The organism is Donghicola sp., assembly GCF_025210255.1.
GTDB classification, from domain to species: domain Bacteria; phylum Pseudomonadota; class Alphaproteobacteria; order Rhodobacterales; family Rhodobacteraceae; genus Donghicola; species Donghicola eburneus.
Genome location: NZ_JAOARZ010000022.1, coordinates 338,893 through 351,749, shown reverse-complemented (window position 1 = coordinate 351,749; position 12,857 = coordinate 338,893). Strand labels below are relative to the sequence as shown.

General features: G+C 60.4%; 11 protein-coding genes. 7 read left to right on the top strand and 4 right to left on the bottom strand.

The window, feature by feature from the left end; translation table 11 throughout:
* Positions 1-34: 34 nt before the first annotated feature.
* From N4A58_RS08985 to N4A58_RS08965, 5 genes are all read left to right on the top strand, one after another.
* Positions 35-982 (top strand): aldo/keto reductase, encoded by a 948-nt coding sequence (locus tag N4A58_RS08985; protein ID WP_293708993.1) that lies wholly within the window; start codon positions 35-37, stop codon positions 980-982.
* 44 nt (positions 983-1,026) lie between these two features.
* The gene (locus tag N4A58_RS08980) at positions 1,027-1,770 is read left to right on the top strand and encodes a sulfite exporter TauE/SafE family protein (protein ID WP_293708992.1); all 744 of its coding nucleotides are present in this window, start codon (positions 1,027-1,029) and stop codon (positions 1,768-1,770) included.
* 194 nt (positions 1,771-1,964) lie between these two features.
* Positions 1,965-3,143 carry a calcium-binding protein gene (locus N4A58_RS08975; protein ID WP_293708991.1) on the top strand — a complete coding sequence of 393 codons (1,179 nt, stop codon included), beginning with the start codon at positions 1,965-1,967 and terminating at the stop codon, positions 3,141-3,143.
* 117 nt (positions 3,144-3,260) lie between these two features.
* Positions 3,261-4,751 (top strand): aldehyde dehydrogenase family protein, encoded by a 1,491-nt coding sequence (locus tag N4A58_RS08970; protein ID WP_293708990.1) that lies wholly within the window; start codon positions 3,261-3,263, stop codon positions 4,749-4,751.
* 1 nt (position 4,752) lies between these two features.
* On the top strand, positions 4,753-5,484 hold the full coding sequence (locus N4A58_RS08965; RefSeq protein ID WP_293708989.1) for a sulfite exporter TauE/SafE family protein: 732 nt from the start codon (positions 4,753-4,755) through the stop codon (positions 5,482-5,484).
* Positions 5,485-5,540: 56 nt separating this feature from the next.
* On the opposite strand, the gene N4A58_RS08960 is transcribed toward N4A58_RS08965, so the two are convergent.
* The 3 genes from N4A58_RS08960 to N4A58_RS08950 all read right to left on the bottom strand — a co-directional run bounded on the left by N4A58_RS08960 (position 5,541) and on the right by N4A58_RS08950 (position 8,649).
* On the bottom strand, positions 5,541-6,803 hold the full coding sequence (locus tag N4A58_RS08960) for an ABC transporter permease (RefSeq protein ID WP_293708988.1): 1,263 nt from the start codon (positions 6,801-6,803) through the stop codon (positions 5,541-5,543).
* Positions 6,804-7,604 carry a taurine ABC transporter ATP-binding protein gene (locus N4A58_RS08955; RefSeq protein ID WP_293708987.1) on the bottom strand — a complete coding sequence of 267 codons (801 nt, stop codon included), beginning with the start codon at positions 7,602-7,604 and terminating at the stop codon, positions 6,804-6,806. It lies immediately after the preceding gene.
* Positions 7,605-7,668: 64 nt separating this feature from the next.
* A complete protein-coding gene (locus N4A58_RS08950) occupies positions 7,669-8,649 on the bottom strand; it encodes an ABC transporter substrate-binding protein (RefSeq protein WP_293708986.1) in 981 nt (326 codons plus the stop codon).
* Between the two features lie 280 nt (positions 8,650-8,929).
* Between N4A58_RS08950 and N4A58_RS08945 the strand changes: the two genes are divergently transcribed.
* Both N4A58_RS08945 and N4A58_RS08940 read left to right on the top strand, forming a co-directional pair.
* A complete protein-coding gene (locus N4A58_RS08945; protein WP_293709299.1) occupies positions 8,930-10,309 on the top strand; it encodes an aminotransferase class III-fold pyridoxal phosphate-dependent enzyme in 1,380 nt (459 codons plus the stop codon).
* An 86-nt stretch (positions 10,310-10,395) separates the two neighbouring features.
* Entirely contained in the window at positions 10,396-11,865 is a 1,470-nt protein-coding gene (locus N4A58_RS08940) for a PLP-dependent aminotransferase family protein (protein ID WP_293708985.1), read from the top strand.
* Positions 11,866-11,872: 7 nt separating this feature from the next.
* Here N4A58_RS08940 and N4A58_RS08935 read toward each other — a convergent pair whose 3' ends face one another.
* The gene (locus N4A58_RS08935; RefSeq protein WP_367176937.1) at positions 11,873-12,835 is read right to left on the bottom strand and encodes an FUSC family protein; all 963 of its coding nucleotides are present in this window, start codon (positions 12,833-12,835) and stop codon (positions 11,873-11,875) included.
* Positions 12,836-12,857 lie beyond the last annotated feature (22 nt).

Sequence of the window (12,857 nt, the reverse complement as noted above, 5' to 3'; positions counted from 1 at the left end):
GCTCGTCCCCGATTTACAAACCAAGGATTTTCCCATGGATTACGCACCACTCGGCACCACCGGTTTCAACATCTCGCCCATCGTTTTTGGCGGCAATGTCTTTGGCTGGACCCTCGACGAAGCCGAAAGCTTCAAAATTCTGGATGCATTTATCGACCACGGGTTCGATACCATCGACACCGCCGATGTCTACTCGGCATGGGCGGATGGAAATTCGGGCGGCGAATCCGAGACAGTGCTTGGCAATTGGTTCGCGGCACGGCCCGGTATGCGGGACAAGGTCAAACTCTTTACCAAGGTCGGCTCGGACTTGGGCGGCGACGGGCAAAAGGGCCTTGGCGCAGACTGGATCAGCGCGGCGATCGACAATTCGCTGTCGCGTTTGCAAACCGACTACGTCGACCTGTACTTTTCGCACTGGCCTGATGACAGCGTAACTCATGCCGAAACGCTCGGCGCCTATGACGCTTTGCTCAAGTCGGGTAAGATCCGCGCGATCGGTGCCTCAAACTACGACGAGACATTGCTGCGTGCCGCGCTCGACACCTCGGTGTCAGAGGGGCTGCCTGCCTACCAAGTGATCCAGCCGGAATACAACCTATATGACCGCGATGCGCTGGATGGCGGGCTGCGTGAGCTATGCCTGAAAAAGAATATCGGCGTAGTCACCTACTTCTCGCTCGCTGCCGGATTTTTGTCGGGAAAATACAGGTCCAAGGACGATCTGGGTGGGCGTCAGCGCGACGGCATGGTCGAGAAATACCTGACAGAGCGCGGGATGAAGCTGATTGACGTACTCGAAGATGTTGCCGCACTGCACAATGCCAAGCCTGCCGAAGTAGCGCTTGCGTGGCTCATTGCCCGCGATGGCGTAGCGGCCCCTATCGCGTCAGCCACCAGCCTGAGCCAAGTCGCAAGCTTTGCCAAAGCCGCAGAGTTGAGCCTGACCGACGAAGACATGTCGCGCCTGACCAACGCCTAAGGAGCGCGCGGCGTGTCCCAAGTCGCGCCGCGCAACCGATCTGAATGCTAGATACAATTCTTCTTGTGACCGCCGCGCTGATCGTCGGGATGTCCAAAGGCGGCCTTGCCTCGGCGGCTGCGATCGCGGTCCCAATGCTCGCGCTTTTCATGAACCCGGTCAAAGCCGCCGCGACCCTGCTACCAGTGTACATCGTGACCGACTGGTTCGGCGTCTGGCTCTACCGCCAGCATTATTCCAAACGCAATCTGCTGATCCTGACGCCATCAATTCTGCTTGGGGTCGCCATTGCGACGTTTATCACCCCTTACACGCCGGAATACGCCCTGCTCATCTTTACTGGTCTGATCGGCCTGTGGTTTTGCGCCCGCGCTTGGCTAAAACGCGGCTCGACTGAAAAGCACGAGGCCAAGGTCCTGCCCGGCGTCTTCTGGGGCACCCTGACCGGCATCGCCAGCTTCATCACCCATTCCGGCGCACCCCCGTCCCAAGCCTATTTGCTGCCGCAAAAACTGCCGAAGCTGGAATTCGCCGGAACCATCGCCATCGCTTTTGCCATCGGCAATCTGGTGAAATTGCCCGCCTACTGGGCTATTGGCCAGTTGGATGGCTTGAATTGGGGTCTGATCGCCGCTCTCGCAGCGTCGGGCGTCGCTGGGACATTCGCGGGGCGGTACATCACCGGGATCCTTTCAGAAGTTGTTTATGTGAGGATCATCCAAATCATGCTTTTTGTCCTGTCGATCCTGCTCCTGATCCGCGGCGGGATGGAGGGGTTCGGAGGCTGACAGGTCCCCAAATGCGTAGAGCATGATCATGCCCCGACCAATTCGCCAATGCGCGCGTCCGGTTAGCTTGGGTAAAAATCCGCCTCAACTTCTTACTGATCCTAACGTATTATTGAGAGATACCGCGCAAAACTCCCCGTTGCGATTTCGAAATCGAACACGCCTGTTCGGTTTTCCAACTCGAAGGATCGAACATGGCCGCTACCTTTGCCCACAACAATTATCACGGCGCGATGCAACTCTTGCTGCTCTCTGTTCTCGAGAGCGAGAATAATCAAATTCTCTCCAGCACCAGCACGCGCATCGACTATGGCGTGAACCCGTTGCGCGATCCCTACACCAACTTCTTTGGGTCAGGGATGAACGGGTTGGGCGACGGCACCGTCAGACACATTGACATTTACTGGCCGAATGTGGGCTCTGTCGCGATGATCATTGACGGCTTGCCCGACATCTCCTTCCAAAGCTTGCTGGCGACCGCCGACGCGGACGATCCGATGCATGCGCTGAACACGCTGTTGTCGACGACAGATTGGACCGGCACCGGTGGCGTCTATGGCGAGTCTTTTTTGGGCTTTTACGGCGCGGACTCCATTTCGGGTGGGGACGGGAACGACGTCTATACGGCGTCCATGGGTTATGGGCAGACCCGCGCGATCAGCGATCACTTTGATGGGGGCGAGGATACAGATTACGTCGTCCTCAGCGAACTGACGACCGGCGTGATCGCAAACCTTGGGACCGGCATGGTCACCTTCTCCGAAGAGGTGTCAGGCACGGAGTACGCCCGCACCCTGATGCTTAGCAATGTTGAGGAACTCGCCGGAACGCGCTTCCGCGACAAGATCACGGGCAGCGATGACCATGACCTGTTTTTCGGAAACGCAGGACGGGATGTTATCCGTGGCGGCGCCGGCAGCGATACGATTTCGGGTGATGGCGGAAACGATCGGCTCTTTGGGAATGACGGAAACGATTGGCTGTCCGGCAAGCAACGCAAAGACAAGCTGTTCGGCAATGATGGGGACGACGAGCTCTTTGGGGATGCTGGGAATGACAAGCTCAAGGGCGACGCGGGGAACGACACGCTTTCGGGGGGCACCGGACGAGACAAGCTCTTTGGCGGCACGGGAGATGACGTTCTGACCGGTGGTCGGCATCAGGATACTTTTATTTTCGCCGCGGGCGGTCAGGACCAAGGGAATGACCTCATCCTCGACTTCCAAAAACGCCAGGACACAATCCGGTTCGCCGGAGGCGATGTCGAAGTCACCGTCACTCACGAGAACGGCGACACCTATCTGGATTACGACAATGGCTCGATCCGGCTTGTCGGGGTGACTTGGCTGGACGAAGGCGTGGTCGACTTCTGATCGGCGTCCGGGCTTTAGGGACCTCATCTGGCCTTATCAAAGCTTCAGGCTGGCCCTAACGCGAGCCAAGCGGGCAAGAGTACTCTCGGGGTCAAACAGACTGACCCCGAGGCCAAGATGACCACCCTGCCCCCACTCCCGACGACACCAGATGCCACCTTCGCGGCCTATGCCTCTGCGAATTTGGTCAACGCCGCGCTGGCCAAGACAAAGCATACGCTAGACGTTCGCAATCCGGCGACAGGACAGGTCTTGGGGACCGCGCCCGCCAGCACGGCAGAGGACACAGCGCTCGCGGTTGATGCAGCCCAAGCCGCGCAGGCCGCATGGGCCGCAGTGCCCGCAAGAGATCGCGGCAAGCGCGTGTCCGCTGCCGCACGCGCTTTGGCGGAGCATGGGGCGCTCATTGCGCAGGTGCTGGCCCGCGAAACCGGCAAAGCCATCCGGACCGAATGCCGCGGCGAAGTCGCTGTTGCCTCTGACATCATGGATTTTTACGGCAACCTCGGGTCCGAGATCAAAGGCCAGACCATCCCCTACAACCCGCGCATGCTGACCATGACGACCCGCGAGCCCTTGGGCGTGGTCACCGCCATTGTCCCGTGGAACGTGCCGCTGGTCCTCTTTGCGCTCAAGGTTGGGCCCGCGCTGGTTGCCGGCAACACCGTGGTGGTCAAAGCCTCGGAAGAGGCACCTTTTGCGACTTTCTTGATGGCGGACATCCTCATGCGCCACCTGCCTGCTGGGATCTTGAACGTGATCAATGGCACGGGCGCAGAGTGCGGCGATGCCCTGACACGCAATCCCGACATCGCCAAGATCACCTTTACCGGGTCCGAAGCCGTGGGCGAAACAATCTACAAAATCGGGGCCAGCCGGATCATCCCCGTGTCACTAGAGCTTGGCGGGAAATCCCCCATGATTATCTGCGAAGACGCCGATCTGGACAAAGCCGTCGCGGGGGCGATCTCTGGCATGCGTTTCACCCGCCAAGGGCAGAGCTGCACGGCCGCCAGCCGGATCTACGTGCATGAGAGCCTGAGGGCCGCGTTCATGGCGCAGCTCGAAGAGGCGCTGAACGCGCTGGTCATAGGCGATCCGTTGGACGAATCCACCGACGTCGGCACGATCATCAACGCGCGTCAGATGGCTACGATCCAGCGCTATATTGCGCTGGCCGAGGGGACCGAAGGAGCAACTGTCAAACGCTATGGGACCCTGCCCAGCAGCGCCGATCTGTCCCCTGACCTGTTCATTCAGCCGACCATCCTGATGGACCTGCCCGACAACCACCCCTGCGTGATGGAAGAAATCTTTGGCCCCGTCGCGGTTGTCCAAAGCTGGACGGACTACGAAGAGGTCATTGCTGCAGCGAACTCCACGCACTATGGCCTTGCGGCAAGCGTTTGGACGCGCAGCCTCTCGACCGCCTTGGACAGCACCGCGCGACTGAACGCAGGATATGTGCAGGTGAACCAAAACCTGACCATCCAGCCGAATGTTTCCTACGGGGGTTTTGGCAGATCGGGGCTTGGCAAAGAGGCCTCGCTCGAAGCGATGCTGGAACACTTTACGAGATCAAAAACCATCGTGATGAATTTCGACTGACATGGATCATATCTTTATTCTGTCGGCGGCCACCTTGGCCGCCGGTTTTTTGCGTGGTGTCACCGGTTTTGGCTTTGGGCTCGCTGCTGTGCCTTTGTTCAGTTTGGTGGTACCGCCCCTGCATGCGGTCATCGTGATCGAAATTCTGCAGATCGCTGCCGCACCCTTTGACATTTACCAGCATCACCGGCGGATCGACCGCAAGGCGGTAGGTCTCTTGTGCCTCGGGACGTTGGTCGGGGCGCCAGCTGGCGCGCTTCTGGCGACGCAACTGCCCCCCGATGTGATGCGCGTGGCAATTGCGGCGCTGGTATTCGTGGGGCTGTTTGCCTTGTTGGCCAAGGTTGCTATCCCCGATGGTCGCGGGCCAGCGCTTGGGACCGGCTGCGCTGCTGGCTTGCTCGCGGGTTTGGCCGCAATGCCCGGCCCGCCCGCTGTGGCGTACTTCTTGGGTCGTGGCGCGGACAAAGCCACCAGCCGTGCGTCTTTGCTGATTTACTTCAGTTTCGCCGCCGCTTTGGCGCTGCTGTTCATTGAGCTTGGCTCGGACGCCATATCCGTTGACCTACTCTACATTGCGGCGGCCAGCTATCCGGCGCTGCTGATTGGAACCTATGCGGGCAGTCTGCTGTTCAAGCGGCTTGGCGACGGGCACTACCGCATGGCGGCGTTGGGGATCATGCTGATTTCTGCGCTGCTGACGGGGATCAAAGGGCTGAATGGTCTGCTGTAAACGCAAAACGGCGCGCAGTGTGACTGCGCGCCGTTTGTTTGCCTGTCGGGACAAGGTCAGGACTGCCCTTTCCATGGGACCAACCACGCCTCGGCCTTGCGCATGAAGATGTCGATGGCAAAGCCGATGATCCCGATCAGAACGATCCCCATGATCACAATATCGGTTGCTTGGAACTTCGACGCCGCAACAATCATCTTGCCCGCACCTTTTTCTGCAGCGACCAGTTCTGCCGCGACCACGGTGCCCCAGCATACGCCCATCGCCACCCGCGCACCGGTGAAAATCTCGGGCAGTGAATTGGGAACGATCACGTGGCGCAACACCTGCCATTTCGATGCGCCCAACGAGTAGGCCGCATGCACCTTGGTGATGTTGACGCCCGACACCCCTGCCCGCGCCGAGATGATCATCACCCACAGCGCCGCAAGGAACAGGAGCACGATCTTGCCGTTCTCGCCGATGCCGAACCAGATGATCACCAGCGGGATCAGAGCCAAGGGCGGCACAGGGCGCATGAACTCGACAATCGGATCGAACCAACCGCGCGCCCAACCAGACAGGCCCATCGCGTAGCCCAGCGGAATGCCGATCAGCGACCCCAGCACAAAGCCTGAGAGAACGCGCCAGAGCGACCAGCCCACATGCTCCCACAGGGACACATTCTGATAGCCATTCACCGCAATGTCGACCAACTGAGCAGCCACAGCTTCGGGCGGGGGCATCCAGATCGCCTCCATCTGCAAGCCGCTATCGGGCGAGAAGTTGAGCGATCCTTTGCGGGTCATCGTGACCGAACCATTGGGAACCGAGACCGTATCGCCGGGGCTGATGGCCTGCCCCTCGACCTGAGTGACGGTGACATCCTCGCCGTCATTACGGGAGGCCGGGATGAGCACCGACCGCCAAGCCGCAACCGTCGCCACATCGCTGACGGCAAAGCCCGTGTCCGCTGCGGGCTCTGGGTCGGAGACATCCTCGCCCATCTCGTGGACCAGCACGCGGACCGTCCCGTCAGAGGTCGCGCCATCGGGCGCAGTAGCCGTATAGGTGAACTCAGTTTGCCCCATGAACGGGCCTGGAACATGGATCGGCACGAGCTTGGATCCGGTGAACGCGCCCCAAACCAGAAACACCACAACAACCGAAATCAAAGAGGCCATGCGATCAGGCCGCACCGCGCTTTCGTCGCCAAAGGTCACCGTTTTCAAAGAGGTGAAATCAGAGACCTTGGCCATGCTAGCGCGCACGGCAACTACCGCAAAATATGCCCCGAAAAAGAGCGCGAGATAGACAGCAAGAATAACGAGACCGGTCATTTACTTGTCTCCTCCGCTCATGATTTCCTCTTCCATCTCCCAGATCATCCCAAGGATTTCTTTCTTGGTGTTGCCGAAATCTGGGTCCTCTTTGACCGTGCGCAGATCGGACACTGCGGCGCGGTCAGCGAAGGGCAGACGGTATTCACGGTGAATGCGGCCCGGACGCGGGGCCATGACGATCAGCCGTTCGCCCAGCAGCAAAGCTTCGTCCACAGAGTGGGTGATCAGGATGATGGTCTTGCCCGTCTTCTTCCACAGGTCCAGCACCAGTCCCTGCATCTTCTCTCGGGTCAGAGCGTCCAGCGCGCCCAAAGGTTCGTCCATCAAGATCACGTCCGGATCATTCGCCAGACAGCGGGCCAAAGCCACGCGTTGCTGCATCCCGCCCGACAATTCGTACACCGCCTTGTCCTTAAAGGCGCGCAGGCCAACGGTATCGAGCAGGTTCTCGACAATCGTGTTGCGCTCTGTTTCGGGCATGCCCTTCATCCGCAGTCCGAATTCCACGTTCCGGCGGACGCTCATCCATTCGAACAGCGCCCCTTTCTGGAAAACCATGCCGCGCTCTGCGCCCGGTCCGTTCACGGGTTTACCGTTCAAGGTTACTTGCCCGTCCGTCGCAGCCAAGAAACCCGCCACGATGTTCAACAACGTCGATTTCCCGCAGCCCGACGGGCCAAGAACGGACAAAAGCTCGCCTTTCGCGATGTCCAGCGACACATCCTTGAGCGCTTGAACATGCCCGCCGTCCGGCAGGTCAAACCGCATAGAGACAGACTCGATGCTCAAAGAAGACATACAATATTCCTTCGGGGGATCAGAGGTTTGGGCGCGCCTTGTGCGGCGCACCCGTTTGGACCGCTTATTGCGCCGACACCAGCGGACCGGTGTTCACCGAGCCCTCGTAGCTGTCCAGCGCGCTGTCAATCGAACCTGCCTCCACGAAGACATCCGCGACGCCCTTCATGAAGGTCTGCGAGCCGCCACCCAGCCATTTCGCAGAAAGCTGCTCTTCGATCGAGGGGAAGGTGAAGGTCGAAATCGAAGCTTCGGTCGCCTCGACTGTCATGCCGGATTCGGTTGCGATCTTTTCCAGCATCTCGGGCGAATGGGTCTCGTTCCATTCGGCGTTCGCCGCAGCGGTCACGCCAAGGAATTTCGCGACAAGCGCTTCGTTCTCGACGATGAAATCCGAAGGCGCGGTGGTCACATCAAACACCAAGATACCCAGCTCTTCCTTCTCGGCGCCAGTCAGCAGCACATTGCCGTGCTCTTTCATACGGGTCAGGCCACCGCCATACCCGCAGGCAAAGTCGACCTCGCCCTGCGCCAGCGCAGCCGCGCCATCGGTTGGGGGCATGTCGACTACGGTCAGGCTCGACAGGTCGACGCCAAAGTGGTCCATCTGACGAAGGAAGCCGTAATGCGCGGCGGTCCCGATCGGCACGGCGACCTTCTTGCCCGCCAACTCGCCGGCGCTGTCCTTGTCGATCTCGAGTTCGGTCGCCACAACGCAGTTATCATTCTCAGAATAGGACACAGCCACGTCGATGACCTGCAGCGGTTGCCCAGCCGAGGCCGCGACGACGAAGGGCGGCACCCCTTGGGACACCGAAATCTGCACATCGCCCGAGGCCATGGCCGCCGACATCGCGGTGCCGGTTTCAAACGACACCCAGTTCACGTCCATCCCTAGCGCCTCTTCGTAGGCACCGTCCGCCTTGGCCGCGAGGAACGGCATCGGCCACTCTAGGAAATAGCCAACTGTCAGTTCTTCGGCGGTGGCGGCTTGGGCGCTCAGCAAAACGGCGGCGCCGGTCATCAGTTTGGTGAGGGTCTTCATGGTCAACCTCCTTGTTGGAACGCTCGGTCATCTGCTGGAGCGATGCGATTGGGGTGATCGGCGACGGCACATGCTGCACCTGCACGGCCCGCCTTGACCCAAGTAAGAGCGCCCCAGCCCAAACGCTCAACGGCGGTGGCCAACTGGACATATGGCTATGCGGCGTCTGGCCCTACTCACGCTGCAAATTTGGGCACACCGTGGGATCAACCCTGCGCCTTGGCCCATCGAGTCGGGCGCAGAGCACCCCCTGTTCAACGCACGCTTTCGGAGCCCGCCTGTGACACAATCCTTTTCTACCAATGACTTCTCGGACGTCATCGCTGCTGACAAAGCCCATGTGTGGCACCACCTGACCCAGCACAAACAGTATGAGTCCACGGACCCGCGCATCATGATCGAGGGCAAAGGCATGCGCCTGTGGGACTCCACAGGGCGTGAACATCTGGACGGTGTGTCGGGCGGAGTCTGGACGGTGAATGTGGGTTATGGGCGCGAAAGCATCGCCGATGCGGTGCGCGACCAGCTGGTGAAACTAAACTACTTTGCCCAATCCGCAGGTTCGATTCCTGGGGCGCAGTTTGCAGAGCGCCTGATCTCGAAAATGCCAGGGATGAGCCGCGTCTACTACGTGAACTCGGGCTCGGAGGCGAACGAGAAAGCTTTCAAGATGGTCCGCCAAATCGCGCACAAGCGCTACGGCGGCAAGAAGCACAAAATCCTGTACCGCGAGCGTGACTACCACGGTTCGACCATCTCCACGATCTCGGCTGGTGGGCAATTCGAGCGCAACGCGCAGTACGGTCCCTACACCCCCGGCTTTGTCGAAGTGCCCCATTGCCTCGAATACCGCGCTCAGTGGGATGTCGAAAACTATGGCGAACGCGCCGCCGACGCCATCGAAGAGGTCATCCTGCGCGAAGGCCCAGACACCGTCGGCGCGATCTGCCTAGAGCCCGTGACCGCAGGCGGCGGGGTCATTACGCCCCCGGTGGGTTACTGGCAGCGCGTCCAAGAGATTTGCCGCAAGTATGACGTTCTGCTCCATATTGACGAGGTCGTCTGCGGCGTCGGACGCACGGGCAAATGGTTCGGCTACCAGCACTACGGGATCGAGCCGGACTTCGTCACGATGGCCAAGGGCGTAGCCTCTGGCTATGCGGCGATTGCCTGTCTGGTGACCAACGAAAAAGTCTTTGACCTGTTCAAAGAAGACGCCAGCGACCCGCTCGCCATGTTCCGCGACATCTCGACCTTTGGCGGTTGCACGGCTGGTCCCGCCGCCGCTTTGGAAAACCTGCGCATCATCGAGGACGAGGGGCTACTGGACAACACCACCGCCATGGGCGACCGCCTGATGGCCAACCTGAACGCATTGGCGAACAAGCATGCTGTGGTCGGACAGGCCCGCGGATTGGGGCTGTTCTGCGGCCTAGAACTGGTGTCCGACCGCGCGTCCAAAACGCCCGCGCCAGAGGCTCAGGTCCGAGCCGTCGTCGCCGACTGTATGCGCCAAGGGGTGATCATCGGTGCCACCGCCCGCGCCATTCCAGGGCTGAACAATACCCTCTGCCTTGCCCCCGCGCTGATCGCAACGGCGGACGACATCGACGCAATCACCAACGCAATCGATGAAGCTTTGGGCAACGTCTTCGGCTGAGCAAAGCGAAAGCCCAGCTTTGATTGCACCTTCGGAACTGGCCTTCTAGCGTTAAGGCCAGTTCTTTTGTGTCGTAGGTCCAGTGCATGTCGATCCCCCCTGAAATCTTTATGCTGCCGCCCCACAGCGAGGCGACACTTCAGCAGCAAATCCAGCAGATTGTGTCGGATGCGATCATGTCAGGCCGGTGCGTCGCAGGGGAAAAGATGCCATCCTCGCGCAGGTTGGCGGCACAACTTGGTGTCTCCAGAATTACTGTAACTTTGGCCTACACGGAATTGGTTTCAAACGAATATCTCGTTTCGCGCGACCGGTCGGGATACTTTATCGCGGACACTGCCCCCAAGCGCCCCAGTTTCCGCGAGGTCGACAAGAGCCAGAGCGGCGGCGTCGACTGGGATGGCATTCTGGCCCGCCGTCCTCAGCCCCGCCAGAACATCGCACGGCCGCCGAATTGGCCCGACTTCAAGTACCCGTTTATCTACGGCCAGTCCGACCCAGAGCTTTTTGACCACCGCAACTGGCGCGACTGTTCTCTGCGGGCCGTGGGGCGGCGGGACTTCGACACCCTGACCCGCGACCACTACCAGCGCGATGATCCGATGCTGATCGAATACATCCTGCGACACATCCTGCCCCGTCGCGGCATTCGCGCTGAACCGGATGAGATTCTCGTCACAATGGGCGCGCAAAATGCCCTTTGGATGATCGCGCAACTCCTGCTGTCAGAGGGGCAAAAGGCCGTGGTCGAGAACCCCTGCTATCCCGGCTTGCGGCAGATTTTTGACCAGATGGGGTTTGTAGCGTCATCCATCGACGTGGACGAAGACGGCCTGCCACCCGACCTGATACCCGCAGATGCCAATGTGGTGTTCACCACCCCCAGCCACCATTGCCCGACCAACATCACCATGCCCTTGGACCGTCGGCTTGCTATGCTAGAGGGCGCTCTGCGTGACGGCTACATCATCGTCGAGGATGACTACGAGTTCGAGATGTCCTTTTTGTCATCGCCTGCGCCCGCGCTCAAATCACTCGATCAGGCAGGGTCGGTGATCTACGTCGGCTCGTTCTCCAAATCGGTATTTCCCGGCCTGCGTCTGGGCTATGTGGTCGCCGCCCGCCCGATGATCGAGGAAATGCGCAAGCTGCGCTCTGTCGTCTTGCGCCATCCCCCCAGCCACATCCAGCGCACGGCGGCCTACTTTCTGTCTTTGGGCCACTACGACGCGCAGATCACCCGCATGGCCCGCAGCTACGCCAAGCGCCGCGCGGTCATGGAGGACTGCATCAAAGAGTTTGGCCTGACCCTTGGCACGCGCGAAGTGCACGGCGGCTCGTCCTTCTGGATGCGCGCGCCAGAGGGCGTGGACACGATGAAGCTGGCGCTGGACCTGCGAGCCGACAGCGTCTTGATCGAGCCGGGCAATGCCTTCTTTGCCCGACGCGCGCCCGATGCCTCGCATTACCGGCTGGCCTATTCGTCGATCGACCCTGGCCGCATTCGGCAGGGGTTGGAACTGGTGGCCGAACGGCTGGACGAAGCGGCCACCTGATTGGGGTTTAGCCTGTCTTCGAATGCCGCCCCAAAATCTGATAGCCCTGCCCCGCAAGGCCAAAGAATTGCCGCGGCAAGCCTTCGCCGGCCGTTTCCAGCGCTGTTGCCAAGGTCAAAATACGGCGTCCCCAGAGGGCAGACCACCGGTGCGGATCGACGGCCTCTCGACGTGCGGACAAGGCATTCAGGTCGCGGATCAGACGATCCTCTGTCTTGGTGATAAGCCCACGCCCCGGACGGGGCAGCGCCATGATGCACAGGACCACCGCAATCGTACCACCAATCATCGCCGCACCTGATCCCAGAACCACTGGCAGAGGGGCTGCAGCCGCACCGGCCTGACTGGCCAGCATAAAGCACATGTTCGCATCTAGCGCGTAAGTCGCGGTGCGCGGGTTGGCGCGGGCAATCGCCCCCACAGCGACAAACGGCAGCAGACCCAGCACGAGCGTCACCCAATCCGTGACAAACGGCTGCACCCCAAGGCGATAAAGGACCCCTGCGCTTGCCCCTGCAAAAACACCAATCACCAGCTTTGGCGCAATATTTTGCGGGACGGGCATCGACCCGAGCACAAGCGAAAAGATCACCATCGAGAACGCCGTCAGCTCTCCGATAAAGCTGCCGGTCAGAATGAACAAAGCGGACCCAACAAGGCCCCCAGCCGCCGCCAGAAGTGCACCGCGAAGCGCAAGCGCCGGATTGTTTGGCGGCACCAGCTTGCGAAAATCTCGTCCAGAGCGGGCGACGGATTGCAGATCTTCGGATGCGATCTGCAGGGCCCGCTGCGCCTCGATCAGACGGACGACTGCGGGAAACACCGCTTGCGCCGATGTCGGTTCAGGCCGGTCTGCGTGGGTGTCCAACGCTTGGATCGCGAGCTCTCGTTGCTCGGGGTCTTCACTTGCGGCAGTCGCCGCCTCGAGCAGGCCAAGCCCCGCCGCCAAAATAGCGTCTAGCGCCGCCATCCGGCGATACCCGTCTCTGGAC